General features: G+C 67.7%; 24 protein-coding genes. 13 read left to right on the top strand and 11 right to left on the bottom strand.

All coding sequences use genetic code 11. The annotated features are described in order from the left end of the window. Positions 1-102: 102 nt before the first annotated feature. The gene (locus ACWDTP_RS12560; RefSeq protein ID WP_450020041.1) at positions 103-1,182 is read right to left on the bottom strand and encodes an NAD(P)H-dependent amine dehydrogenase family protein; all 1,080 of its coding nucleotides are present in this window, start codon (positions 1,180-1,182) and stop codon (positions 103-105) included. Between the two features lie 5 nt (positions 1,183-1,187). Continuing rightward, positions 1,188-2,213 carry a Rieske 2Fe-2S domain-containing protein gene (locus tag ACWDTP_RS12555; protein WP_450020039.1) on the bottom strand — a complete coding sequence of 342 codons (1,026 nt, stop codon included), beginning with the start codon at positions 2,211-2,213 and terminating at the stop codon, positions 1,188-1,190. Between the two features lie 71 nt (positions 2,214-2,284). Between ACWDTP_RS12555 and ACWDTP_RS12550 the strand changes: the two genes are divergently transcribed. From ACWDTP_RS12550 to ACWDTP_RS12515, 8 genes are all read left to right on the top strand, one after another. Beyond that, entirely contained in the window at positions 2,285-2,920 is a 636-nt protein-coding gene (locus ACWDTP_RS12550; protein WP_450020037.1) for a TetR/AcrR family transcriptional regulator, read from the top strand. 69 nt (positions 2,921-2,989) lie between these two features. Next, positions 2,990-3,853 (top strand): trehalose monomycolate transport factor TtfA, encoded by an 864-nt coding sequence (gene ttfA / locus ACWDTP_RS12545; protein ID WP_450020035.1) that lies wholly within the window; start codon positions 2,990-2,992, stop codon positions 3,851-3,853. Between the two features lie 32 nt (positions 3,854-3,885). After that, complete coding sequence (locus ACWDTP_RS12540; RefSeq protein ID WP_450020033.1) at positions 3,886-4,662, top strand: SDR family NAD(P)-dependent oxidoreductase; 777 nt, start codon at positions 3,886-3,888, stop codon at positions 4,660-4,662. An 18-nt stretch (positions 4,663-4,680) separates the two neighbouring features. Further along, on the top strand, positions 4,681-5,586 hold the full coding sequence (locus ACWDTP_RS12535; RefSeq protein ID WP_450020031.1) for a hypothetical protein: 906 nt from the start codon (positions 4,681-4,683) through the stop codon (positions 5,584-5,586). Next, the gene (locus ACWDTP_RS12530; protein WP_450020029.1) at positions 5,579-6,223 is read left to right on the top strand and encodes a TrmH family RNA methyltransferase; all 645 of its coding nucleotides are present in this window, start codon (positions 5,579-5,581) and stop codon (positions 6,221-6,223) included. The genes ACWDTP_RS12535 and ACWDTP_RS12530 overlap by 8 nt, the downstream gene beginning before the upstream one ends. A gap of 15 nt (positions 6,224-6,238) precedes the next feature. Next, positions 6,239-7,348, top strand: a complete 1,110-nt coding sequence (locus ACWDTP_RS12525) for a glycoside hydrolase family 76 protein (RefSeq protein ID WP_450020027.1) — start codon at positions 6,239-6,241, stop codon at positions 7,346-7,348. A gap of 3 nt (positions 7,349-7,351) precedes the next feature. Next, positions 7,352-8,254 carry an LLM class F420-dependent oxidoreductase gene (locus ACWDTP_RS12520; protein ID WP_450020025.1) on the top strand — a complete coding sequence of 301 codons (903 nt, stop codon included), beginning with the start codon at positions 7,352-7,354 and terminating at the stop codon, positions 8,252-8,254. A gap of 59 nt (positions 8,255-8,313) precedes the next feature. Further along, positions 8,314-9,483: an XdhC family protein gene (locus ACWDTP_RS12515; RefSeq protein WP_450020023.1), complete on the top strand. Its 1,170-nt coding sequence runs from the start codon at positions 8,314-8,316 to the stop codon at positions 9,481-9,483. Positions 9,484-9,496: 13 nt separating this feature from the next. Here the strand turns inward: ACWDTP_RS12515 and ACWDTP_RS12510 are convergent, their stop codons facing one another. Further along, positions 9,497-10,183, bottom strand: a complete 687-nt coding sequence (locus ACWDTP_RS12510) for a VTT domain-containing protein (RefSeq protein ID WP_450020021.1) — start codon at positions 10,181-10,183, stop codon at positions 9,497-9,499. Positions 10,184-10,263: 80 nt separating this feature from the next. Between ACWDTP_RS12510 and fbaA the strand changes: the two genes are divergently transcribed. Together fbaA and ACWDTP_RS12500 are read left to right on the top strand one after the other, a co-directional pair. Next, on the top strand, positions 10,264-11,301 hold the full coding sequence (gene fbaA, locus ACWDTP_RS12505; RefSeq protein WP_450020019.1) for a class II fructose-bisphosphate aldolase: 1,038 nt from the start codon (positions 10,264-10,266) through the stop codon (positions 11,299-11,301). A gap of 95 nt (positions 11,302-11,396) precedes the next feature. Then, a complete protein-coding gene (locus ACWDTP_RS12500) occupies positions 11,397-12,197 on the top strand; it encodes a hypothetical protein (RefSeq protein WP_450020017.1) in 801 nt (266 codons plus the stop codon). A 57-nt stretch (positions 12,198-12,254) separates the two neighbouring features. Here ACWDTP_RS12500 and ACWDTP_RS12495 read toward each other — a convergent pair whose 3' ends face one another. The 5 genes from ACWDTP_RS12495 to ACWDTP_RS12475 all read right to left on the bottom strand — a co-directional run bounded on the left by ACWDTP_RS12495 (position 12,255) and on the right by ACWDTP_RS12475 (position 18,461). Further along, a complete protein-coding gene (locus ACWDTP_RS12495) occupies positions 12,255-13,040 on the bottom strand; it encodes an Rv0361 family membrane protein (RefSeq protein ID WP_450020015.1) in 786 nt (261 codons plus the stop codon). A 74-nt stretch (positions 13,041-13,114) separates the two neighbouring features. Then, the gene (locus ACWDTP_RS12490) at positions 13,115-14,275 is read right to left on the bottom strand and encodes an NAD(P)/FAD-dependent oxidoreductase (RefSeq protein ID WP_450020013.1); all 1,161 of its coding nucleotides are present in this window, start codon (positions 14,273-14,275) and stop codon (positions 13,115-13,117) included. Positions 14,276-14,317: 42 nt separating this feature from the next. Beyond that, positions 14,318-15,937: an amino acid ABC transporter permease/ATP-binding protein gene (locus tag ACWDTP_RS12485; protein ID WP_450020011.1), complete on the bottom strand. Its 1,620-nt coding sequence runs from the start codon at positions 15,935-15,937 to the stop codon at positions 14,318-14,320. Between the two features lie 128 nt (positions 15,938-16,065). Beyond that, positions 16,066-17,025: an ABC transporter substrate-binding protein gene (locus tag ACWDTP_RS12480; protein ID WP_450020010.1), complete on the bottom strand. Its 960-nt coding sequence runs from the start codon at positions 17,023-17,025 to the stop codon at positions 16,066-16,068. After that, on the bottom strand, positions 17,025-18,461 hold the full coding sequence (locus ACWDTP_RS12475; RefSeq protein WP_450020008.1) for an MmgE/PrpD family protein: 1,437 nt from the start codon (positions 18,459-18,461) through the stop codon (positions 17,025-17,027). The genes ACWDTP_RS12480 and ACWDTP_RS12475 overlap by 1 nt, the downstream gene beginning before the upstream one ends. 117 nt (positions 18,462-18,578) lie before the next feature. Between ACWDTP_RS12475 and ACWDTP_RS12470 the strand changes: the two genes are divergently transcribed. Genes ACWDTP_RS12470 through ACWDTP_RS12460 form a run of 3 tightly spaced genes read left to right on the top strand, consistent with a single transcriptional unit; the run spans position 18,579 to position 21,702 of the window. Continuing rightward, complete coding sequence (locus ACWDTP_RS12470; protein WP_450020006.1) at positions 18,579-19,646, top strand: TetR family transcriptional regulator; 1,068 nt, start codon at positions 18,579-18,581, stop codon at positions 19,644-19,646. 12 nt (positions 19,647-19,658) lie between these two features. Then, positions 19,659-21,257, top strand: a complete 1,599-nt coding sequence (locus tag ACWDTP_RS12465) for an N-acyl-D-amino-acid deacylase family protein (protein WP_450020004.1) — start codon at positions 19,659-19,661, stop codon at positions 21,255-21,257. A gap of 28 nt (positions 21,258-21,285) precedes the next feature. Beyond that, entirely contained in the window at positions 21,286-21,702 is a 417-nt protein-coding gene (locus tag ACWDTP_RS12460) for a DUF3151 domain-containing protein (protein ID WP_450020002.1), read from the top strand. 4 nt (positions 21,703-21,706) lie between these two features. On the opposite strand, the gene ACWDTP_RS12455 is transcribed toward ACWDTP_RS12460, so the two are convergent. The 3 genes from ACWDTP_RS12455 to ACWDTP_RS12445 form a co-directional block, all read right to left on the bottom strand. Next, positions 21,707-22,606: a cation diffusion facilitator family transporter gene (locus ACWDTP_RS12455; protein ID WP_450020000.1), complete on the bottom strand. Its 900-nt coding sequence runs from the start codon at positions 22,604-22,606 to the stop codon at positions 21,707-21,709. 66 nt (positions 22,607-22,672) lie between these two features. Next, entirely contained in the window at positions 22,673-23,452 is a 780-nt protein-coding gene (locus ACWDTP_RS12450; protein ID WP_450019999.1) for a site-2 protease family protein, read from the bottom strand. Positions 23,453-23,480: 28 nt separating this feature from the next. Then, positions 23,481-24,065, bottom strand: a complete 585-nt coding sequence (locus tag ACWDTP_RS12445) for a hypothetical protein (RefSeq protein WP_450020044.1) — start codon at positions 24,063-24,065, stop codon at positions 23,481-23,483. Between the last annotated feature and the right edge of the window lie 67 nt (positions 24,066-24,132).

Here is a 24,132-nt window from a genome sequence, read left to right as displayed (position 1 = left end):
GCCAGCCAATCGGAGACGGGCCAGCCTTTCATCGCCCGGCGGTGGTGGTGTCGGTCGACATTCTCAACACACGGGAATTGGGCAGTTTTGTGTCTGCTCGCGCTAGAGCCGGAACCGGCCGGCGAAGCCGCGCAGTGGGACGTCGGCGCTCGTCAACAACCCCGGCGGGGCCGCGACGACCGACTTGATCGCGTTGAGCGCGGGCAACCCGGTCACGGTCATGCCGATCGAGGCGAACGACGCCGGGTCCGACAGGTCCACACCGGGTTTGGGGAAGATCATGTGCTTGTTGTAGACACACGGATCGCCCTTGATCTGGGTGATGTAGCAGCCCTTGATATCCCAGCTCGGATCGGTGTGCGGGGTCATCTGCCATTCCAGGTGGGTCTCGACCCGAGGAACCCCGCCGACCATGCCCTGGTAACGGATGTAGTTGCCGCCCAGCGAACCCTTGGGTAGCCGGTACCAGCCCAGGTCGACATCCTTGGTACACGCCCCCAGCTCGTAGCTGAACTTCACCTCGTCGAGTTCGAGCCCGAAGCAGTCGGCCATCATCAGCACACTGTCGGCGAACACCCGGGTGTATTTCTCCAGCTTGCCCGGGATCGAGGGATCGTCGACCGGCAGGCCGTAGCCCACCTCGATCCAGGTGTCGCGGCTGTGATGGCATGACACGTCGACGGATTCGATCGTGGTGACGTTCTCGATGTCGGCCACGTCGGCCGAGCAGACCACGCCGAGGATCTGGTTGAGGCCCGGGTTCATGCCGGTGCCGTAGAACGTAGAACCACCCTTTTCGCACGCCTCGGCGAGCAGCTGCGACACCGGCTTTCCGGACGGGTGGGGATGATTGGTGTCGCGGTGCCAGCCGGTGATCCAGTCGGCGGTGGTGACGATGTTGATCCCGGCCTCAAGGACTTTCACGTAGAGGTCCTCATCGGGAAAGACGCCGTGAAACGTCAACACGTCGGGACGGGCCGCGATGATCTCGTCGACCGTGCCGGTCGCGGTCACCCCGACCGGATCGATCCCGGCCAGCTCGCCGGCGTCCCGGCCGACCTTTTCCGGCGTGTAGCAATGTAATCCGACCAGTTCGAGGTCGGGTCGCGGCTGCAGGCGTTTGATCATCTCGGTGCCGACGTTGCCGGTCGCGACCTGGAATACCCGGATCTTCGAAGTCACAGTGCTCAGCCCTTCTGGTTGGACGCGGCCAGGTCCGCGGCGCTGCCGCCACGGCCGTCGACGTAGAACTGCATGGCCCACTTGCGGATCGCGGTGAAGCCCTCGTATTCGGCGGTCGCCAGGGCCGGGGGATCGGAGTAACGCTGATGCGACCAGATGTGGATGTCCTGGGTGAACTGGCGGATCACCTCGTCACCGAACTCGGTGGCGCGCTGGGCCGCCCGATCAGACTCTTTCCCCGGGGTCCGGCCGATGTAGACCATGAACCGCACGTCGGAGGTCGACTCGTCGACGGGGGTGACGGCCGAGATGGTCCGGTTGTCGATCATCCCCCAGCTCTTGGTCACCGCGATGCCCAGTCCGCCGTTGATCGCCTCGACACCGCTGCGCACCTCGTCGATCGACTGCCGATCGTCGCCCTCGAACGTGATGGTGAAGTCCACATAGGAGACCGGTTCGGCGAAATCGTGGCGGGTGAACACCGGCACGATCGGGGTCTGGTGCACGAATTTGAAATGCGCGAAGTCGACCCCGTTCTCCAGCACGTACTGCGGATGCAGCTCCAATCCCGAACGGAACAGCCGCTGCTGCGGGTAGTAGTCGGCGGCGCTGCGGCCGTCGGCGAAGGATGCGAACACATCGGGTGCCTCGAAGAACGGTTCCCGGCCCTCGATGTCGTGCCAGATGTAGACGGCCTCGTTGCGTTCGGCCACGGGATAGGTCCGCATCCGGCGGCCGCGGTTGGGGCGGTCCTGGTAGGGGATGCAGACGTTGCGGCCCTCGGCGTTCCACTGCCAGCCGTGGAACGGGCATTGGATGACCTCGCCGACGACGTGGCCACCGAATCCGAGGTGGGCGCCGAGGTGTTCGCAGTAGGCGTTCATGACCGTCACCTGGCCGGACTCGGACCGCCAGGCGACCATCTCCTCGCCGAAGTACTTCATCGCGTGCACGTCACCGATTCCGACCTGGTCGGACCAGGCCACCTGGAACCAGCCCGTCGGTTTCATCGACAACGGGGGTTTGGCCATGACCCGAATCGTAGGAGCATCTGTGAAACTTTGGAAGAGGGTTCTGTGAAACTGGGGGTAACCTCTCGGGAATGACCCAGACCGAGGCCGGCACGCGGCGGACCAACCGCCGGGGCCTCGCGACCCGGGACAACATGTTGGAGGCCGCCATCACGGCGCTCGCCACCGGCGACCCCGGCGCGGTGTCGGCGAATCGGATCGCCAAGGAGATCGGCGCCACCTGGGGAGCCGTCAAGTACCAGTTCGGCGATATCGACGGATTCTGGGCCGCGGTGCTGCACCGCACCGCGGAACGCCGCGCCGGCGTGCTCGGCAGCCCCGATGTCACCGCGCCGCTGCGGCAGCGTGTCGCCGGCATCATCGACCTGCTCTACCAGGGTCTGACCGCCAGCGATTCCCGCGCGATCGAAAACCTGCGGGCCGCGCTGCCGCGGGACCGCGCCGAACTCGAACGCAACTTTCCCAAGACCGCCGCCGAGCTCTTTTCCTGGGGGCAGGGCTGGCTGCAGACCTGCCAGCAAGCGTTTGCCGGCCTCGGCGTGGACCCCGAGCGGGTGGCCGAGATCGCGTCGTTCATCCCCGGAGCGATGCGCGGAATCACCTCCGAGCGGCAGCTCGGAACCTACTCCGACCTGGACATGGCGCGTCGCGGACTGACGAACGCGATCGTGACCTACCTCGAGCAGTCCCGGTCAGAGCGGTCCTGATCACCAGTAACCGGGTTGTGATCTCCCAGAGTGGAGGCAATTGCGCTGCCAGCAAGTAGGCTATGCCCGATGGTCCCGCTCTGGTTCACGCTGTCCGCACTCTGTTTCGTGGGTGCGGCGGTACTTCTGTATGTCGACATCGACCGTCGACGCGGGCTGGGACGGCGCCGCAAATCGTGGGCGAAGTCGCATGGTTTCGACTACGAACACGAGTCGGACGAGATCCTCAAGCGCTGGAAGCGCGGGGTGATGTCGACCGTCGGCGACGTCGCGGCCAAGAACGTCGTACTCGGCCAGATCCGTGGCGAGGCGGTGTTCATCTTCGACATCGACGAGGTCGCCACGGTCATCGCGCTGCACCGCAAGGTCGGCACCAACGTGGTCGTCGACCTGAGGCTCAAAGGCATCAAGGAGCCCAGGGAGAACGACATCTGGCTGCTCGGCGCGATCGGCCCCCGGATGGTGTACTCGACCAACCTCGACGCCGCCCGTCGCGCCTGCGACCGCCGGATGGTGACGTTCGCCCACACCGCGCCGGACTGCGCCGAGATCATGTGGAACGAACAGCACTGGACGCTGGTCAGCATGCCGGTCACCAGTACCCGCGCCCAGTGGGACGAGGGGCTGCGCACGGTGCGTCAGTTCAACGATCTGTTGCGGGTGCTGCCGCCGGTACCGCAGAACGGTGCCGCCACCGCGTCCGGGCCGGCCAGCCAGTCCGCGATCGCGCGCCGCTCCGGGTCGCCCAGCCGTCCGCTGGCGCCGGCACCGGCCGGTCGCCGGGAGCTGCCGCCGGGACGTGCCGATGCGGCACCGGGACGCGGCGACGTGAGCCGCTACACCCAGCAGCGTCCGGAGCCGCGGTCGGATTCACTCCGTCGCCCGCCACCACCGGCCCGCAACGGGCGTCAGGCCGCGCACTACCAGCGCTGAGCGGGCACCCGGAGGTAAGTACCCTCTAGGGCATGCCACGCCCCGTCGCGCTGATCACCGGACCGACGTCGGGGCTCGGCACCGGATTCGCCAGGCGTTACGCGCTGGAAGGCCATGACCTCGTGCTCGTCGCACGCGATACCGCGCGGCTCGAACAACTCGCAGGCGAACTGCGGCATCAGGCCGGGGTGGACGTCGAGGTCATCTCGGCGGATCTGGCCCTCGCCGCGGGCCGCGCCGAGGTCGCCGACCGGCTGCGCACCGGCGTGCGGGTGCTGGTCAACAACGCCGGGTTCGCCACCTCGGGTGAGTTCTGGACCGCCGAGTTCTCCCAGCTGCGGGCCCAATTGGACGTCAACGTGACGGCCGTGATGGAGCTGACCCACGCCGCGCTGCCCGCCATGTTGGAGGCCGGTGCGGGCACCGTGATCAACGTGGCCAGCGTGGCGGGCCTGCTGCCGGGGCGCGGCTCGACGTATTCGGCCTCCAAGGCGTGGGTGATCTCCTTCACCGAGGGCCTGGCCAACGGCCTGATCGGAACCGGCGTCGGCGTACACGCGCTGTGCCCGGGCTTCGTGCACACCGAGTTCCACGCCCGCGCCGGGATCGACATGGCGGGTACCCCGTCCATCCTGTGGCTGGAGGTCGAGGACGTGGTGCGCGAGTGCCTGGCCGACGTGGCCAAGGACAAGGTCGTCATCGTTCCGGGTCTGCAATACAAGGCGCTGACCACCGGGGGTCGGATGATCCCGCGGAACCTGGTGCGCGCCATGACGAAAATGGTAGGGAAGGCCCGTGACAGAACCTGAAATCCAATCCCAGCGCCGGTGCGGGCGCTGATCTCGGCGGTGGCGGCGGTGATTTTCCTCGTCACCGCGACCACCACCGCCTGCTCGTCGGACGACGCACCGCAGCGCACCTACGAGGCACTCACCACATCGCTTGGCCAGTCGCTGGACGCGCTCGGCTGGCACATCACGGTATCCAACCTGCGGTTCGAGGCCGAGTACGTGCTGGTCGACGTCGATGCCTCGGCGGCCGGCGATGCACGTGCCAAGCCCGAGGACATCCGGTTCGGCCTGTACGGCGCGCTGGCCCACCCGATCGAGGCCAATGCGCTCGGCGGGTGCAACACCGGTGTGACCAGCCTGGCGGTCCAGCCGCTTTCGGCGAAGGCCCCCGACAAGCTCGGCGGCACAGTGTGTTTGGGACCGCTGCGGGATCAGAGCCAGGTGCGTGGGGTCTACGCGTATTCGCCGCGGGACCGGATCGCCGGCTCGACGGTGGCCTACGCGGCGGCGTTCCCGGTCGGCGTGCTGCCCACCAACGTCACCGACACCGGCGTCACCGTCAAGACCACCAGCGTGGACGGATTCACCGCCGACGGCGCGCAGTTGGCGCCGACCGCGCTGGGCGATCCCGGGGCGTTCACCGGCAACGGCTATATGCTGCTGGGGCTCGAAATCGACGGCCTGGCGGCCCGTTACCGCGACGACGCGGCGAATCGCGGCGGCCCGCTGATGGTTGTGGCCGCCCCGACCCTGCCGCCGCCGGGACTCAGCCAGGCGTGTTCGGTGTACGGCTCGTCGGTGCTGGTGATGCCGGACGCGTCCCGCGACGCGATCAACCTGCGGGCCTCGCTGTGCACCCAGGGTGAGATCAACGCCGCGCTGCTGTACGCGTCGGTGTCGGTGATCGGCACCCACGCCGCACTGTGGACCTCCGGTGGCTGACGCTGCGGGCCCCACCGAATGGGGCGAAGCGCCTGGGGTCGGCCCGTGGACCGGCCCGCCACCGCACGACACTCGATACGATCCAGAGCTGCTCGACGCCGGCGACACCCGCAATGTGGTTGACGCATACCGCTATTGGACGCGCGAGGCGATCATCGCCGACATCGACCGGCGCAGGCACGCGCTGCACATCGCCATCGAGAACTTCGGCAACGACGCGAACATCGGCGCGGTGGTGCGCACCGCGAACGCCTTCGCCGTCGACACCGTGCACATCGTCGGGCGACGGCGCTGGAACCGGCGCGGCGCCATGGTCACCGATCGTTACCAGCGGTTGTGCCATCACGACGACACCGCGCAGTTGCTCGATTTCGCGGCGGGGGCCGGGTTGACGGTGGTCGCGGTGGACAACGTCCCCGGCGCCCAACGCCTGGAGCAGACCGAGCTTCCGCGTGACTGCCTGCTGGTATTCGGCCAGGAGGGGCCGGGAATCACCCCCGAGGCGCAGGCCGGTGCGGCGCTGACCGTGTCGATCGCGCAGTTCGGGTCGACCCGCAGCATCAACGCGGGGGTTGCCGCCGGCATCGCCATGCACGCCTGGATCACCCGACATGCCGACATTTCGCGCGCATGGTAAGGCAGGATCATGAGCATGGATCAGCTATGGGCCAATCGAGCGGCCAGCGCCGAAGCTGCGATCACCCAACGACATCTGTCCAAACTCTGGTACCTGCCGGGAACCCAACTCGCCGTCGTGGCCTGGCCGTCCACCAAGAAATACCGCAACTTCGGTACCTGGCACTACTGGTGGCAGGCCCATCTCCTGGACTGCCTGATCGACGCCCAGGTTCGCGACCCGCAGCCGGAACGCAAGATCGGCATCGAACGCCAGATCCGGGCGCATTGGCTGCGCAACACCGGATGGACCAACGACTACTACGACGACATGGCGTGGCTGGCGCTGGCCCTGGAACGCGCGGGCCGGCTGGCCGGCGTCGAGAAGCCCGGCGCGCTGAAGAAGCTGTGCGACCAGTTCATCAAGGCCTGGGTGCCCGAGGACGGCGGCGGCATCCCGTGGCGTAAACAGGACCAGTTCTTCAACGCCCCGGCCAACGGTCCGGCGGGCATCTTCCTGGCCCGCTACGACGACCGACTGCGCCGCGCCCAGCAGATGGCGGACTGGATCGACGACACGCTGATCGACCCGGACACCCACCTGGTGTTCGACGGCATCAAGGCCGGCTCGATGGTGCGTGCGCAGTACACCTACTGCCAGGGCGTGGTGCTCGGGCTGGAGGCCGAACTCGCGGTGCGCACCGGCGACGCCCGGCATTCGGAGCGGGCTCGCCGGCTGGTGGCCGCGGTCGCCAAGGAGATGACCACCGACGGCGTGATCAAGGGCGCGGGTGGCGGTGACGGCGGCCTGTTCAACAGCATCCTGGCGCGTTACCTGGCCCTGGTCGCCACCACGCTGCCCGGCGACTCGGCCGAGGACGTCGCGGCCCGCGACACCGCGAAGTCGCTGGTGCTCAAGTCCGCGGAGTCGGCCTGGGACTACCGCCAGACCGTGGACGGGTTGCCGCTGTTCGGGGCGTTCTGGGACCGCAGTGCCGAGGTGCCGACCGCGGGCGGCAAGGACGCCGAGTTCGTCGAGGGGGCGGTCAACGCGTCGGCGATCCCGGAGCGGGACCTGTCGGTGCAGCTGTCGGGCTGGATGTTGATGGAGGCCGCGCACACGCTGGCCGGGAACACGGAGGAGTAGCAGGTGTCGGAACGGGCGAGGATCGACTTTCCCGCGCGGATCGGGGTGTGGTGGGCCAGCGAGACCTGGGCCATGCCGGATGCGCAGGAGGTGGCCGCCGAGATCGAGGAGCTGGGCTTCGGCTCGCTGTTCCTCCCTGAGGTCAGCGGCAAGGAGTGCCTGACCCAGTCGGCGGCGTTCCTGGCCGCCACCCGGCGCCTGGTGGTCGGGACCGGGATCGCCAACATCCACGTCCGGGTGCCGAGTGCGGCCGAGACCGGGGCCCGCACCCTGACCGCGTTGTATCCGGGACGATTCGTCCTCGGCCTCGGGGTCAGCCACGCGCCCCTGGTCGAACACGCCCTCGGCGGCGCATATCGAAAACCGTTGGCCACCATGCGCGATTATCTGGACCGGATGGCCGCGGTGCCCGAGCAGATCGAACCGGGTGTGGGCCGCCCACCCCGGTTGCTGGCCGCGCTGGGGCCCAAGATGATCGAGTTGTCGGGCAGCCACGCCGACGGAGCCCATCCGTACCTGGTGACCCCGCAGCAGACCCGCGCCACCCGCGAGATCCTGGGTGACGGGAAGTGGATCGTCTCCGAGCAGGCGGTGGCGATCGGATCCGATGACGCCGACCAGCTGCGCCGGGCCCACAGCCACCTCGAGGTGTACAGCGGGTTGCCGAACTACCGGAACTCGTGGCTGCGGCAGGGCTTCGACGAATCCGATCTGGTGCGCGGCGGCTCCGAGCGGCTGGCCAGGGCCGTGGTCGGACTGGGGTCGGCCGAGACCGCCGCGGCTGCGGTGACGGCGCATCTGGACGCCGGCGCCGACCATGTGGTGGTGCAGGTGCTCGGCGACGGCCCGACCGCCGATCCGCGGCCCGCGCTTCGCGAACTGGCCGCCACGCTCAATCTGGGTTAGCCCCTCCGAAAACGCCAGGGGTTGCGCGGGCGTCGCTCCGCCACTCTAGATTGGAGTGCGTGAGGGATGTGCTGAGCACGTTGTTAGCGCTGTGGCGGGCGGGCCAGACCGCGGGCGTCGGCACCGTGGTGCGCACCTTTCGGTCGGCCCCGCGACCGGCGGGTGCGGCGATGGTCGTCGCCGCCGACGGAACCGTCACCGGGTCGGTGTCGGGTGGCTGCGTCGAGGGGGCGGTCTATGACCTGGCGACCGAGGTGATGGGCACGGGCACCCCGGTACTGCAGCGTTACGGAGTCAGTGACGACGACGCGTTCGAGGTGGGGCTCACCTGCGGCGGCATCCTCGACGTGTTCGTGGAACCGGTGTCGCAGAACACGTTTCGTCAGCTGAGTGCCATCGCCGACGATATCGAAGCGCACCGCCCCGTCGCGGTCGCCACGGTCATCGCCCATCCGGACGCGGCCTGGGTCGGCCGGCGGCTAGTGGTGCGCCGCGACACCGCGGACGGCCCCGTCGAGGGTTCCCTGGGTTCGCTGCGCGCCGACGCGGCCATCACCGACGATGCCCGCGGGCTGTTGGCGGCGGGGCGCACCGAAGTCCTGACCTATGGTCCGGACGGTCAGCGCCGCGGCGAGGGCATGGAGGTGTTCGTCGCCAGTCACGCCCCGAGGCCCCGAATGCTGGTGTTCGGTGCGATCGACTTCGCCGCGGCCGTCGCCCAGCAGGGCACCTTCCTCGGTTACCGCGTCACCGTGTGCGATGCCCGCCCGCTGTTCGCCACGCCGGCCCGGTTCCCGACGGCCGACGAGGTGGTGGTGGACTGGCCGCATCGGTTTCTGGCGGCGCAGCTGCAGGCCGGCGAGATCGACACCCGCACGGTGATCTGCGTGCTGACCCATGACCCGAAATTCGACGTTCCGCTGCTGGAGGTGGCGCTGCGGCTGCCCGAGCACGCCAGGCCCGCCTACATCGGGGCCATGGGGTCGCGGCGCACCCACGAGGACCGGATGACGCGTCTGCGGGAAGCCGGGCTGACCGAGGCCGAGCTGGCCGGGCTGTCCAGCCCGATCGGGCTCGACCTGGGCGGCCGAACCCCCGAGGAGACCGCGGTGTCGATCGCCGCGGAGATCATCGCCCGCAGGTGGGGTGGTGCCGGACGCCCGCTGGCCGAGATCGGCGGCCGGATCCACCATGAGCTGGGCGAGCGTCAGGAGCTGCCGGCGAGGTGAGCGCAGGGGCCGGTCAGGAGGCTTCCTCGGCGGCCCGCTTACCGGCCCGCCGCCGTCGGTACCACTCGATGATCATCGGGGTCACCGACGCGACCGCGATCAGGATGAAGATCGGTTCGAGCAGCTTCTGGACGATCTCGAACTGGCCCAGCCCGTAGCCCAGCAGGGGCAGGCCGACGCCCCAGATGACCGCGCCGATGACGTTGAAGAGGGTGAAGACGCTGTAGCGCATCTGGGCCGCGCCCGCGGTGATCGGCGCCAGGGTCCGCACGATCGGTACGAAGCGGGCGATCACGATCGCGAACGGTCCGCGTTCCTCGAAGAACGAGTGGGCCTCGTCGAGGTAGCGCTGCTTGAGCACCTTGGCGTTGGGCTTGAACATCGCGGTGCCCACATACCGGCCGATGACGTACCCGACCTGCCCGCCCAGGATCGCGGCGATCGGGATGAACACCAGCAGCTGCCACAGCTGGAAGTCGGCCTGGCCGGCCGCGGCGGTCCCGGCGGCCAGCATGCCGCCCACGAACAGCAGGGTGTCGCCGGGAAGGATCGGGAACAGCACGCCCGACTCGACGAAGACGACGACCAGGATGCCCACCAGGGCCCAGGTGCCGAAGTATCCGATCAGGTTGATCGGATCCATGAAATCGGGCATCAGGGCCAGATTGGTCGTAACCTCTGGAAGGGCGGTGTCGATCACGATTCCCCAGGGTACCTGGGTCGCATCACCGGCTTGTACCTGCGATAATCCGCGTCTGCACGGACTGGAAGGACCATCTGATGCCCATCGCCACGCCCGAGGTCTACGCCGAGATGCTGGGCCGGGCCAAAGAACATTCCTTCGCGTTCCCGGCGATCAACTGTGTCGGGTCGGAGAGCATCAACGCCGCCATCAAAGGCTTCGCCGACGCCGGGTCCGACGGCATCATCCAGTTCTCGACCGGCGGGGCGGAGTTCGGCTCGGGGCTCGGCGTCAAGGACATGGTGACCGGGGCGGTGGCCCTGGCCGAGTTCGCGCATGTGGTCGCCGAGAAGTACCCGGTCACGGTCGCCTTGCACACCGATCACTGTCCGAAGGACAAGCTGGACGCCTACGTACGGCCGCTGCTCGCGGTATCCGCCGAAAGGGTGCGCGCGGGCCGCAATCCGCTGTTCCAGTCGCATATGTGGGACGGGTCGGCGGTGCCGATCGACGAGAATCTCGCGATCGCACAGGAGCTGCTCAAGCAGGCCGCGGCCGCCAAGATCATCCTGGAGGTCGAGATCGGCGTCGTCGGCGGCGAGGAGGACGGCGTCGAGGCCGAGATCAACGAGAAGCTGTACACCTCCTCGGAGGATTTCGAGAAGACCATCGATGCGCTCGGTGCCGGTGAGCACGGGAAGTACCTGCTGGCCGCGACATTCGGCAATGTGCACGGCGTGTACAAGCCGGGAAACGTGGTGCTCAAACCCGAGGTGCTGGCCGAGGGGCAGCGGGTGGCCGCTGCCAAGCTGGGAGTGCCCGACGGATCTAAGCCGTTCGACTTCGTGTTCCACGGCGGATCGGGTTCGTTGAAGTCCGAGATCGAGGATTCGCTCAAATACGGCGTGGTCAAGATGAACGTCGACACCGACACCCAGTACGCGTTCACCAGGCCGCTCGCGGCGCATATGTTCAGCAATTACGACGGCGTGCTCAAGATCGACGGGGAAGTCGGCAACAAGAAGGCCTACGATCCGCGCAGTTACCTGAAGAAGGCCGAAGCGTCGATGTCGGAGCGGGTGGTCGAGGCGTGCAACGACCTGCACAGCGCGGGCCGGAGCGTTACGGCCGGCTGAGGTCCGCGAGTGTGAATCGTCTGCGATAAATCGGCCGATTTATCGCACAGGATTCACACTCGTGAAACTGTCGGTGGCCGGCGCACACTCCACACATGGGGGAGCCTTTCATCGGTCGCGAGGCCATCGCCTCCGGCGCGTTGACGCCGTATCAGCCTCGCGGCAGGTACGTCGCGATCTATCCGGGCGTGTACCTGGCTTCGGGCGCCGAGCTGACCGCGACGGCGAAGGCCGCCTGGCTGTGGTCCGGTCGGCGCGGTGTGATCGCGGGCCGGTCGGCGTCGGCGGTGCATCGTGCGAAGTGGGTCGCGCCACGGCACCGTGCCGAGCTGATCTACGGCAACCGTCACTCGCCCAAAGGGATTCGAACCTGGGCCGATCGGTTCGAAGACGACGAGGTCACCGTCGTCCGGGGAATGCCGGTGACGACACCCGCGCGTACCGCGCTCGATCTGGCGTGCCGATATCGCCTCGACGAGGCGGTGGAATTGGTCGACGCGCTTGCCAACGCCACCCGGTTGAAGATCGCCGATGTCGAACTGCTCGTCGACCGTTACCGCGGCCGCCGCGGTCTGAAAAATGCTCGGGCCGTGCTGGATCTGGTCGACGCCGGTGCCGAGTCGCCACGCGAAACCAGGTTACGGCTCCTGGCGATCCGTGCCGGTTTTCCGCGGCCGCGAACCCAGATTCCGGTCCATGACGAATACGGGGTGCTGATCGGGGTTTTCGACATGGGGTGGGAGGACGCGAAAGTGGCTGCCGATTACGAAGGCGACCAGCACCGGGTCGACCGGCGCCGGTTCAACCGCGACATCCGCAAGGCCGAGGCGGTGACGCGGTTGGGCTGGGCCGACATCAGGGTGACCGTCGAAGACGGCGATGTTCCGCGAGTGTGAATCCTCTGCGAGAAATCCGCCGAAAACTCGCACCGGTTTCACACTCGCGGTGAGGGTTCAGCCGGTCGGCGCCTGGCAGATCTTCCACTGGTCATCGCGGAACTCCAGGTCGAAACTGCGAGTCGAGCGGGTTTGCGGGGCGAAGGCCATGAAGGTCGTCACGTTGGCCTCGGCGTGGTCGCCGTTGACCACCACCTGGTCGATGCTGGACACCACGGGATACTGCTTGGCCGCCGAGACCCTGGCGTGGGTTTCGTCCCAGGCACGCTGGTCGTAGTTCACGTAGTTGTCGCGGGTGCTGCCGCAGGTGATCGAACGCAGCGCGGACAGGTCACCGCGCTGGATCGCGCCGTCGAAGTTCTGGATGGTGTCGCGGACGTCGTCCTCCTGCGACGCCGCCGACGAAGACTTGCGGGTCAGCAGGATGGTGCCGAGGATCGCGACGGCCACCAGGGCCGCGATGACCAGCACGACGGCGACCACCCAGCCCCAGCTGCGCCGCGAGCCCGGGGTGGCGGGTTGGCGGGGTGCGTCCTCACGGGCCGGTATGACTTTCGGCGCTACGTTTTTCGGAGCGGCCATGGTTGCCGTCTCATCCGAAGGCGGCGCGAAGACCTCGGTCTCGGGGTCCGGTGGGGTGTCGATCTTCTGCGTGGATCCGTCGAACCCCGACGGCGCGGTGAACCGACGCTCCTGGGGCTGTTCGGCAGCTTCGGTGATCGCGGTCGGCGACCCGATGATCTCGGTGGCCGGTTCGTTCTCCGGGTCGACCGCGATGTGCTCGGTTCGCTCGTCCGCCGCCTCCGGTGTGTTGTTCTCGTCCGGTCCCGTTGGATTCGACATCCCTGTTGCGGTCCTCCCGTACGTACCTACCGGTGGAGCTTATCGGAGCGCCTGCCTTCGGTAGCGGTACCGGATCAGTCGTCGGAGTAGCCGTGGCGCGGGACGATCGGCTTGCCTTGGGCGAACCGATCCGGCGTGAAGGCGGAGATGTCGATGGTCTGGGACTCGCCGGTGGCCAACTCGGCGAGTGCGCGGCCGACCGCAGGGCAGATCTTGAAGCCCATCCCGGAGAAACCGGCCGCGACGAGCAAACCATCGATACCGGCAACCGTCCCCAGCATCGGCCGGGCGTCGGGGGACATGTCGTAGACGCCGGTCACCCCGCGGGAGATGCCCGCCTCTGCCAGCGCGGGAACACGTCGAGTGGCCCGCCCGATCATCTCGAGCATGCTCGGATCGCCGGGTACCTGCGGAAAATCGTCGGGGTCGACCCCGTCGCGTGGCCCGATGAAATCGCCGAGTAACAGCCCACCGGCCGACTCCGGGCGGAAATAGGTCCGCGTGCCAGAGTCGATGCACGCGGTGCGGGCGGCTCGCCCCTCGGGCGGGTCCCGCAAGACCGCCACCTCGTGATACTCGGCCTCGATCGGCAGATCGAGGCCGATCTCGGTGAGCAGGGGTCGCGTCCAGACGCCGGTGGCGAGGATGACGAGGTCGGCCGTCATCGCGCCGTCGTCGGTGCGTACCCCGCTGACCCGACCGTCGTCGCCGAGAAGCAGTGAACGTACGGGCGTGTTCGGGCGGTAATCGACGCCCAGCTCACGCGCGCGGGACAGAAAGTCACCCGCCACCACGGCGCCGTCGCCGAAGCCGGCGCGGGGTTCATACGCGGCGGCCACCACATCGTCGACCCGCCACCGCGGTTCGAGCTGCAGGACATCCTCGGCCGTGATGACCTCGGCCTCGGCTCCGCATTCCTGCTGCATCCGCACGTTCTTACACAGCAGGTCCGCCTCGTCGGGCGGCACGATGCGGACGAAACCGCACTCGTGGAACACCGGCGGCCGTCCCATCCGTGCCGGCCACTCGCGGAAATGGGCGAGGCTGTCGACCGCAAGTCGTACCTCGGGTTCGAACGTGTAGTGCATGCGTACCAGCGCTGACGAACGACTGCTCATGCCTGCACCGGCGTGCCGGGCGTCGAGCACGGCGACCGATCGCGTACCCCGTTCGGCAAGGTGAAACGCTGTGGACGCCCCCGTGACGCCTGCGCCGACGACGATGACCTCGGGCACTGTTGATGACCTCCTGAAAAGTGCTGCTCTGGTGAACGGGATTCAGCCGAGGACTTTGGACAGGAAGGCCTTGGTGCGTTCTTCCCTGGGCGCCACCAGGCACTCTCCGGGCGGCCCTGACTCGATGATCACGCCGCCGTCGAGCATCGCGACGGTATCGGCGGCCTCTTTGGCAAACCCGATCTCGTGGGTGGCCACGATCATCGTCATACCTTGCCGGGCAAGGCTTTTCATGACGTCGAGCACCTCGCCCACCAGTTCGGGGTCCAGGGCCGATGTCGGTTCGTCGAAGAGCATCACCTGCGGCTTCATCGCCAGCGCCCGTGCGATGGCCACCCGCTGCTGCTGTCCGCCCGACAGCTGCGCCGGGTAGGTGTCGAGCTTGTCGTGCAGGCCGACCCGGGTCAGTAGCTGCACGGCTTCGGCCTCGGCCTGTTCGCGGGATATCCCGAGCACGCGGCGCGGTCCGAGCGTCACATTCTCCAGCGCGGTCATATGCGGGAACAGGTTGAACCGCTGGAACACCATGCCGATCCGGGCCCGTTGCCTGCACAGCTCGGCCTCGGTCATCTCGTGGGGCCGGTCACCGTCGACGCGCAGCCCCACACGCTGGCCGTCCACCTCAAGCAGGCCGGAATCGGGCCGCTCCAGAGCGTTGACGCAGCGCAGCAGGGTCGATTTGCCGCTGCCCGATGGGCCGAGCAGCACGAGTGTCTCCCGGAGCCGGACCGTGAGGTCGACGCCCTGCAGCACGTCTGTTTCGCCGAACCACTTCCATACCTGCTCGGCGCGCACCATCGTCGTGTCGTCGGGTTCGGTGCGCTCCGCGCGCGCATCGCGGCCGACGTCTGGCGGGGTGTCGGCACGGGCGGTGGCGCGGCGTCGCGCGCGCCGGTTGGCGGCCGGTGAGGCGGCGGTGCCGAACCCGCGGCTGAAGTGACGCTCCAGGTAATGCTGGCCGATACTCATCACCGATGTCAGCACCAGATACCACAACGACGCCACAGCCAGCAGTGGCATAATCTTGAAATTCTGCTGGTAGATCTGCTGGACGCTGGTCATCAGATCGCGACCCGAGATGACCGAGACCAAGGCCGTCATCTTGAGCATCGAGATCGCCTCGTTGCCGAGGGTCGGAATCAGCACCCGCATGGCCTGGGGCAGGACGACGAACCGCATCCGCCGTGCGGAGGACATGCCCAGCGACATGGCCGCCTCACGCTGCCCGCCGTCGACCGAGATGATCGCCGCACGCACCAACTCGGCGCAGTACGCTGCCTCGTTGGTGGCTAGCGCCAGCACCGCCGCCGTGGCTGCGCCCACAACCGCGTTCGTCTGGACGGAACCGAACACGATGCCGGTCAGCGGGATTCCGAGAAACAGGTTCGGGTAGAGGGCGCCCAGAAAGCCCCAGAAGATGATCTGGACGAGTAGTGGAGTGCCGCGGAAGAACCAGATGTAGCCCCACGCGACACCCGACAACACGCGGTTCTCGGACAGCCGCATGACTGCGAGCAGAACACCGCCGACGATGCCGATGGTCATGCCGACGACGGTGAGCTCGACCGTGACGGCGACCCCGTGCAGGATCGAAGGCGCGAACAGGTACTGGCGCGTCGAGGCGATGTCGAGGTTGGGGTTGTGCCACAACGACCAAACCATTGCGAACAGCGCGTAGGCGACCAAGGCTGCCGCCGCCCACCGGCCGTACCGGCGAATTGGTATGACGGCGATCGGATCCGGCCGTTTCCGGGCGCTTTCGGAAACAGTGTCAGCGGGTGCCAGATTGGTCACTGGACGGTCCCCTGATTGATCTCCGCCTTGTCAAGCGCGATGTTCTCCACGCCGTACTTGGTCAGGATCTTCACATAGGTCCCGTCGTCCATCAGCGCCTGCAGTGCCCTCTGCAGCGCCGTGAGCAGTTCGGGCTGTTCCTTGGGAACGCCGATGCCCTCCATGCCGCCACCGAATTCCGCGGTGATCGAGGGCGCGCTGACCAATTCGAAGGTCTTCCCGTCCTCGAACGTCTTGGCCGCGTATGCGGCGGCTGAGTTGGCCTGCACGCGGGCGACCGCCTTGCCGCTTTTGATCGCCAGGAACGCCTCGCTGTCGCCGGGGAACGCCAACGAGGTGACGCCGGCTTTGCCTTGGCTCGCGAACCGCTCGCTGAGCTTGCGCATCGCGGCCTCCTCGGACGTGGAACTCTGCACCGCGACGGTTCGGCCGGACAGATCGGTAACGTCCTTCAGCCCTTCGGGATTGCCCTTGACCACCAGCAGGGAGTAGCCGTCCTCGGCGTAGTCGACGAAGTTCAGCGACTCGCGGCGCGTGGGGGTATCGAAGAGGCCCGCCATCACGATGTCGGCCTTGCCTGCCATGACGGCCGGAATCATGCTGTCGAACGCCGTCTGGTCGAAGGTCGCCCGTACGCCGAGCTTGGCCGCAAGTGCCTGGGACAGGTCGTAATCGATGCCGGTCGGCTGCCGGCCGCCGTCGCTGGTGTACATCTCCCACGGCGGGTAGGGGATATTGCTTGCCACCCGGATTACACCGGCTGATTTGATCCGCTCAGGAAGTAGGTCATGCAGCGCGGGATCGGCGACCGGGGTCTCGGCGGCCGGGGCCGCACCGGTCTGGCCACCCACCTCGGGGGCGGGCGGGTCGGAGGCCAGTGCGCATCCGCTGAGCATGAGCAGGATCGTCACCATGCTCAGGAACGTCGTCCACCGGCGGCACTTCGGTGCTGTCATCAGGGGGCTCCAACCGGTTTCAGGGACTCAGCCATATCCCGCATGAATACGGTGCTGTCGTCGGCGAATTCGATCTCCGCCAACGCCGCCAACAGGCGGGGTGTCGCTGCGGACTCCAACTGGCCCGACGCCAGCCAGGAGAATTTGTCGCGCATCTCATCCCAAGTCCAACCGGGCTCGGGATAGAGGGTGTGATCGATCCGACCCGAAGACAACACCGTGCCGTCGGTCAGGGTGATGGTGACCGCGGCCGAGTCGCTCCCGTCCGGGTCGTTGATCTCCGAGAGGTAGTAGCGGCGGGTCAACTCGTCGGTCACCACCACCTCGATCCGTCGGCACATTGCGACGATCTCTGGTGAGCTCAGCCGTGACTCGGCCATTTGCACCGGACCGACGCTGCCGTCCACCAGCAGGGCCGCCACCGGCCATGCCAGGTTGAACTGGGCTTCTTCTGTCGTCCCGGGCAGCCGGATGCCCAGGCGTGCGGCGTCGGGGTACGTCTCGATCACGATGCGATCGATGGATTCTGGCGGCAGCGGATGCACCGACCGCAATTTCTCGGTCGCCAGCAGTGCGGGGTGGGTCCAGGCGCAGCTGGAGAACCGCTTCCAGGTGATGCCCCGGGGCAGGTAGTAATCATGGCCCAAATCCTCGGTGTAGGAACGGAATTCCTCCAGATCCAGGCTGGGCTCGATCCCGGTGAACCCGCGTCGGGCCAGCTCCGCGGCGAGGAGCCCGGTGAGTGCCCCGAAGCCGACACCGTGCTTGACCATGCCGGGGGTGTCGATGGCGCGCATCATGGGCAGATCGGGGGAGTCGTACTCTGCGATGCCCAGGGCGTGACGCGTGGTCACCTCATCGAGGCCCAGGACGTGGCATGCGAGTGCGGCACAGGCCACCGATCCCCAAGACCCGCAAGCACGGTAGGTGCGCTGGGCCGAATGCACCGTGCTCTGGTCGTGGTTGACGCACCGACCGGCCCGGAAGGCGATCTCGTAGCCGACGATGATCGCGGTGAGCAGCTCACGTCCGCTGAGGTGCTTGTCCTCGGCCAGGGCCAATGCGGCCGGGACGACCTGGGCCCCGGGATGGCCCCAGGTGTAGATACCGCAGTCGTCGACGTCGACGGCGTTGGCCGCGACTGCGTTGGCGAACGCCGCACCGGGAACTCCCAGCGACCTGCCGCTGACGATCGAGGTGGCCGGCCCGGCCGGCCACCAGGCGTGCGCGAGATCGTCGGCGATGCCTGCAGAGCGCGACGAGCGGCCCGCGAGCATGGCTGCGAGCGTGTCGGTCAGGCACATGACGGCGCGGTCGATCACCGTGCGGGGCAGCTGTTCCCAACTCACTCCGGAGATGAAGCCGGCCGCCGGGGACTGGCTGCTGGTCCAGGTCGTGGGCGCGCTCCGGAGGTCATCGCGAATCGGCGCCACCATCAAAGTTTCTCCGATGTTTCTAAAGGTATATCTTTGGTGTAAGAAACAATTTCATTCGCAATAGCCCATGTCAAGGGACGTATTTCCTTGTATTTACCGGAATTTGGAAGTGCATGTATGGCTGTAGAAGCAAGTGCGGGGCAGGAGGATGACGCGCTCGCCCTGCTCTGGTCCGTCGTCGCGGCCCCCGACGGTCAGACCCCGTTCTGTCGGCGGTGTGCGACCCACCGCACGTTCCACCGGATCTCACGCAGGCGGGCCTACGCATGTGACAGCTGCGGCGCCCACGTCTATCCAGCGTCGGCGACGCCGTTCGCGGGTTCGCCGGTGCCGCTCGCCGCGTGGTTGGACGCCGTCGCGATCGTGCTGGGTTCGCCCGGCAAGGTTCGGCCGAACCGGGTGGCCGGCGCGCTGGGCATCGACTACCGGCGGGCCTGGCGGATGACGCGGCGCATCGAAGAGGCCGTCGGGTCCGGGGGCGACGACGCCGCGTTGCTGCACCGGTTGGCCGACCTGTGGAAGCAGCAGGGGCACACCCGTGCCGACCGGGTGCCGGACCCGGGTAGCCCCGAGGACCGGATTCGGGTCGCCGCGTGCCGAATCATGGCGCAGCGCGGTATCGAGGCAACCCGGATCGCCGATATCGCAAGCGAAGCAGGAGTTTCCAGCGCGAGCATCCACTATTACTTCAGAAGCAAGGACGAGGCGCTGCTGGCGGCATTTCGCTGGGCGGGCGACCAGTTGCACGTCACCCTGCAGGGTCTGCTCGACGCGAATGTCAGCACCCTCGAACACGTCCGCCACCTGCTCGAACTCAGCATCCCCGGCGATCAGGGCACCTTCGAGGAGTACCTGTTGTGGCTCGAGGTGTGGGGCCGGGTGAGGCGTCATCCGGCCTTCCTCGACGAGTGCGTGCGCATGTCGAAGCGGTGGGCGGACGCTGTACTCGCGGTGTTCACCGCGGGAGTCGAGGATGGGACGTTCGTACCGGTGGCACCCGTGGCCGAAGTCTGCGAGCGCTACGTGGCGATCTCCGAGAGCCTGGCTGTGCGGAACGCACTGGGCTACACCGATATGTCCGAGCACACGGCCCGCCGCCTGCTCGCTCGATTCACCGCTGAGCAGCTTGGCCTGCCGGCTGAACAATTCGACCGCGAACCCCGACCCAACGCTGAAACACACTGAAACGGAACGCATATGCCCGATTCGCGCCGCGCCGCAGACCTCGTCGTGCTCAATGCCCGGGTGATCACCATGGACCCGCAACACCCATACGCCGAGGCGTTGGCGATCAGGGGTGCCACGATCCTGAAGGTCGGCAGCCGCAGCGAGGTTGAAGGCCTCATCGATTCCGCGACCGACGTCATCGATGCGGGCGGGCGTGTCGCGTGTCCGGGTTTCATCGACATTCACACGCACACCGATCTCGACCTGTTCGCCGATCCTGAGCATCTGCTGTTCAAGAACTACCTCATGCAGGGAATCACCACCGTGCTCGCAGGCAACTGCGGTATGTCGGAGATGGCGCCGGCTGAACTGCTCGCGCGCCTGGATCTGCGGCGCCCCGCGGTCAATTTCGCAACCTTGATCGGCCACGGGTACGTCCGCGATGCCTGTGCGATTCCCGCTGGACTACAAGAGCTTTCGGAGTCACAGCTCGAACTCATGAAAGCTGTGATCGACCGGGCGATGTCCGATGGTGCATTCGGCATGTCGACCGGGCTGGAATACATTCCCGGTCTTTCTTCCCGTACCGCCGAGCTCATTGAGTGCGCTGCGGTCGTCGCGCAGCACGGCGGCCTCTACGCCAGCCACATGCGCAGCGAAGGCGACGAACTGCTCGCCGCGGTGGAGGAGGGGATCCGCATCGGCCGCGAGTCGGGTGCGCGGGTCCAGCTTTCGCACCTCAAGTCCGATGGAGCGTGCAACTGGTGGAAGACCGACGCGGTGATCGGTGCCATCGAAGCGGCCCGGGCCGACGGCATCGACGTGGCCGGTGACCAGTATCCGTACCCGTACTTCGGGTGGAATCCGTCGATCTTCATCCCCGGTGAGCACCTCGCGGCAGGCAAGGCCACCCTGGTCGGGACGTACCTGCAGGACCTCCGGCATCGGCAACGGATCAAGGAGGCGATCGTCGACCGGATCACCCGCTACCACGGTGGAGACGGCGAGCTGGTGGTGGTGTTCGACTGGACCGACAGCGAGCGGCGCCGGTGGAAGGGGGTATCGCTCGCGCGAATCTTGGCCGCGCGGGGCCTCGATGCCAACCCCGAGGCGGTGGCCGAGCTGATTCTCGAGATGCTGCCCGACGAACGCGGCGATGCCGTGATGGGCACGGACCTGAGCAGCAGCGACGACGCCGTCCGGCGCTATCTGGGCCTGCCGTATCTGGCCGTCTGCACCGACGGCTTCAACCAGCCCTGGCTGGCACCGTGCCACCCGCGCAGTTACGGCACCTTTCCGAAGGTGCTGGGCAGTTATGTCCGGGACAAGCGGGTGCTGCCGCTGGAAACGGCGCTGCAGAAGATGACCGCGGTGCCTGCTTCGCTGTTGAAGCTGGCCGACCGCGGCGCCCTCCGGGCCGGCATGTGGGCAGATGTCGTCGTCTTCGACGAGGCGACCGTCGCCGAGCGCGCCACCTTCGAGACGCCCGCTGCGCCATCCGGAATCGACTTCGTACTGGTCAACGGAGTCATCGCGGTCGACCGTCGGATCTCCCCTGACGACGGCTTCTGTCTCAGCGCCGATTCCGGGAGTGGCGGGCCGGGCTTGGTGCTCCGTCGGCCGCAGTGACAGAAACACGGCGGTGCACAATGGGCCCATGACACGCATGGGTGATCTGTTGGGACCGGATCCGGTGTTCCTTCCGGGGGACCCCGAGGCCGAGGACGAACTGTCGGCCGGTGAGAAGGCGGCCGTGGTGGCCGCCGCGCACCCGTCGGCGTCGATCGCATGGGCGGTGCTGGCCGAGACCGCCCTAGGCGACGACGAGGCCGTCACCGCCTACGCGTACGCGCGCACCGGCTACCACCGCGGGCTGGACCAGTTGCGGCGCAACGGCTGGAAGGGCTTCGGTCCGGTGCCGTTCCGCCACGAACCCAACCAGGGGTTCCTGCGCTGCGTGGCGGCGCTGGCCAAGGCCGCCGACGATATCGGGGAGACCGACGAATACCAGCGTTGCCTGGACCTGCTCGACGACTGCGATCCGTCGGCGCGCACCGAACTCGGCCTCGGCTGACGGCTCACCAACTCGCCTGGCATCGACAGTCGTCGGCGGCATCGGGCGGCTCCACCTGCAGGGTGGCGTGCTCCAGGCCGTGTGCGGTGAGCACCGACTTGGCCTCGTCGAGCACGCCGGCCGCATCCGAGCTGCTGGTCAGGTGCGCGGTGACCATGTCCTTGCCGGGCACCAGCGTCCACACGTGCAGATCGTGCACGCCGGTCACGCCGTCCACCGCTTCGAGTGCGGCCAGGAGCTCCTTGACGTCGATGTGGCTGGGGGATGACTCCGACAGGATGCGCAGCGCCGCACGGGCCAGCGCGATGGCCCGCGGCAACACCCACAGCGCCACCAGGACCGCCACCACGACATCGGCGTAGGGCCAGCTGGTGGTGACCGTGACGATTCCGGCGATCAGGACGCCGATGCTGCCCACGGTGTCGGCCAGCACCTCCATGTAGGCGCCTTTGACCGCGAGGCTGCTCTCGGAGTGCGACCGCAGCAGCAGCACCACGACGAGGTTGGCCACCAGCCCGGCGAGGGCGACGACGATCATCGGCACGCCGGGGATCTCGGGTGCGTGCCCGAGCCGTTCGAAAGCCTCGTACAGGATGAACGCCGCCACACCCAGCAGCAGCGCGGCGTTGGCGACCGCGGTGAACACCTCGGCCCGGTGCCAGCCGTAGGTGCGGGCCGGCGACGAGCTGCCCCTGCGGGCCAACAGCACGGCGGCCAACCCCATGAACATCGCCACCAGGTCGGTGAGCATATGTCCCGCGTCGGCCAGCAGGGCGATCGAGTTGATGGTCAGCGCAGTCACCAGTTCGACGACGAAGAACGTGGTCAGGATCGCCGCCGCGATCACCATCCGGCTCACGCGGGCATCGGCGTTGTGATGACTGTGATCGTGGCCCGCACCCATATCCGCAATATATGCGGAAATGCGCATATGTTGCAAACGTCGAATCGCGGTATGCAGGTCACACGGTTAAAACCAGGCCGACCAGAACCGGGTCAGCTGCCCGCCCACCGACACCAGGTAGCTCGACACCCCGGACAGGTCGAAGAACCAGTAGACGATGCCGAAGAACCACCGGTTGAGCTGCGGGGCGATCAGCAGGATCAACAGGATGAAGAAACCCCACTGTTTGACCGGTTCCAGGGCGCGCTGGGTATCGGGGCTCAGATGCGGTTCGAGGGCGCCGTAGCCGTCCAGCCCGGGAATCGGCAGCAGGTTCAGGATCAGCGCGGTCACCTGCAGAAAGCCCAGGAACGCCAGGCCTGACCAGAACACCCCGTGGGCCGGGTCGTAGAACACCCGGACGGTGACCAGCAGCACCACGGCCAGCACCAGGTTGGCCGCCGGCCCGGCCAGGCTGACCAGGGTCTTCTGCCGCGCCGTCATCCACGAGGTGCGCACGTACACCGCCCCGCCGGGAAAGCCGATCCCGCCCAGCGCGATGAACAGCACCGGAAGTCCCAGCGACAGCATCGGGTGCGAGTACTTCAGCGGGTTCAGCGTCAGGTAGCCGCGAGCCTCCACGTCGTGATCGCCGAACCGCCACGCGGTGTAGGCGTGGCCGAACTCGTGCAGGCACAGCGACACCAGCCAGCCCGCGATGACCAGGATGAACACCCCGACATAGGACAGCGGCCGGACGGTGTCGGCGGCCAGCCAGGCCACCACGCCACCGGCCACGGTGATCGCGACGACCAGCAGGAAGACCGGGCTCGGCCGGACCGACTGGCGCAACGGGCGGATGTTCACGATTCGACGCTACCGGCAGTCGCGCAGTTCAGCCGACCCGCAGCCAGCCCTCGATGTTCCGGTAGAACGTCGAGCGGCGTACCGGCCGGGCCGCCGCGACGCCGTCGCGCGTCACCGCCGCGCGCGGAGTGCCCAGCTGGGCGGCGCGTCCGGTGGCCCAGCCGAGCGGTCGGCCGCGCTCGGACAGCACGCAGGCCCGCAGGCCCGGCAGGTTCAGCGTCGGCTCGACGCGCACCCCCGGCGCCTCACCGTCGAAGAGCACCTGATCGTCGACGACGGCCTCGCCCCGCAGCGCTTCGCCGTCGGTACCGTGCCATTCGGCCGCCGCCACGATGACGGCCCCGGTCTCGTCGCGGATCAGCGGAACCCGCCGCGCCACGCCGCGCAGGGCCCGCCGGGCCGACCAGCCGCCGGTGGCGTGCGCGACCTCGATGTCGAGCCGGTCGGCCCTCAGCAACCTGGTCAGCACCTCGGCCAGGTCGGCGGCCGGGCCGGTGACGATGACCCTGCGCTGGGCCTCGACCTGGTCCAGACCGACCGTCGGCAGCCCGCGCAGCCGCCGCGGCACCGGGCCGGCGGCCAGCACCGCGACACCAGCTGAGGTGGACAAAATGTGCTCCTCGGGTGGGCTGGGATAAGGTGACCTACCGGCTGCACCACTCTAGGCGCGGAGATAGGCG

Source organism: Mycobacterium sp. NPDC003449 (assembly GCF_053588415.1).
Note: the sequence above shows the minus strand (reverse complement) of the source record. Positions and strands in the feature narration are given on the sequence as shown.

Bases quoted from the DNA above. Each gene is read 5' to 3' on its own strand.
- ACWDTP_RS12555 (WP_450020039.1), bottom strand. From the start codon at position 2,213: ATGGCCAAACCCCCGTTGTCGATGAAACCGACGGGCTGGTTCCAGGTG.
- ACWDTP_RS12550 (WP_450020037.1), top strand. From the start codon at position 2,285: ATGACCCAGACCGAGGCCGGCACGCGGCGGACCAACCGCCGGGGCCTC.
- ttfA (WP_450020035.1), top strand. From the start codon at position 2,990: ATGGTCCCGCTCTGGTTCACGCTGTCCGCACTCTGTTTCGTGGGTGCG.
- ACWDTP_RS12540 (WP_450020033.1), top strand. From the start codon at position 3,886: ATGCCACGCCCCGTCGCGCTGATCACCGGACCGACGTCGGGGCTCGGC.
- ACWDTP_RS12525 (WP_450020027.1), top strand. From the start codon at position 6,239: ATGGATCAGCTATGGGCCAATCGAGCGGCCAGCGCCGAAGCTGCGATC.
- fbaA (WP_450020019.1), top strand. From the start codon at position 10,264: ATGCCCATCGCCACGCCCGAGGTCTACGCCGAGATGCTGGGCCGGGCC.
- ACWDTP_RS12500 (WP_450020017.1), top strand. From the start codon at position 11,397: ATGGGGGAGCCTTTCATCGGTCGCGAGGCCATCGCCTCCGGCGCGTTG.
- ACWDTP_RS12495 (WP_450020015.1), bottom strand. From the start codon at position 13,040: ATGTCGAATCCAACGGGACCGGACGAGAACAACACACCGGAGGCGGCG.
- ACWDTP_RS12485 (WP_450020011.1), bottom strand. From the start codon at position 15,937: ATGGTTTGGTCGTTGTGGCACAACCCCAACCTCGACATCGCCTCGACG.
- ACWDTP_RS12480 (WP_450020010.1), bottom strand. From the start codon at position 17,025: ATGACAGCACCGAAGTGCCGCCGGTGGACGACGTTCCTGAGCATGGTG.
- ACWDTP_RS12475 (WP_450020008.1), bottom strand. From the start codon at position 18,461: ATGGTGGCGCCGATTCGCGATGACCTCCGGAGCGCGCCCACGACCTGG.
- ACWDTP_RS12470 (WP_450020006.1), top strand. From the start codon at position 18,579: ATGGCTGTAGAAGCAAGTGCGGGGCAGGAGGATGACGCGCTCGCCCTG.
- ACWDTP_RS12465 (WP_450020004.1), top strand. From the start codon at position 19,659: ATGCCCGATTCGCGCCGCGCCGCAGACCTCGTCGTGCTCAATGCCCGG.
- ACWDTP_RS12460 (WP_450020002.1), top strand. From the start codon at position 21,286: ATGACACGCATGGGTGATCTGTTGGGACCGGATCCGGTGTTCCTTCCG.
- ACWDTP_RS12455 (WP_450020000.1), bottom strand. From the start codon at position 22,606: ATGGGTGCGGGCCACGATCACAGTCATCACAACGCCGATGCCCGCGTG.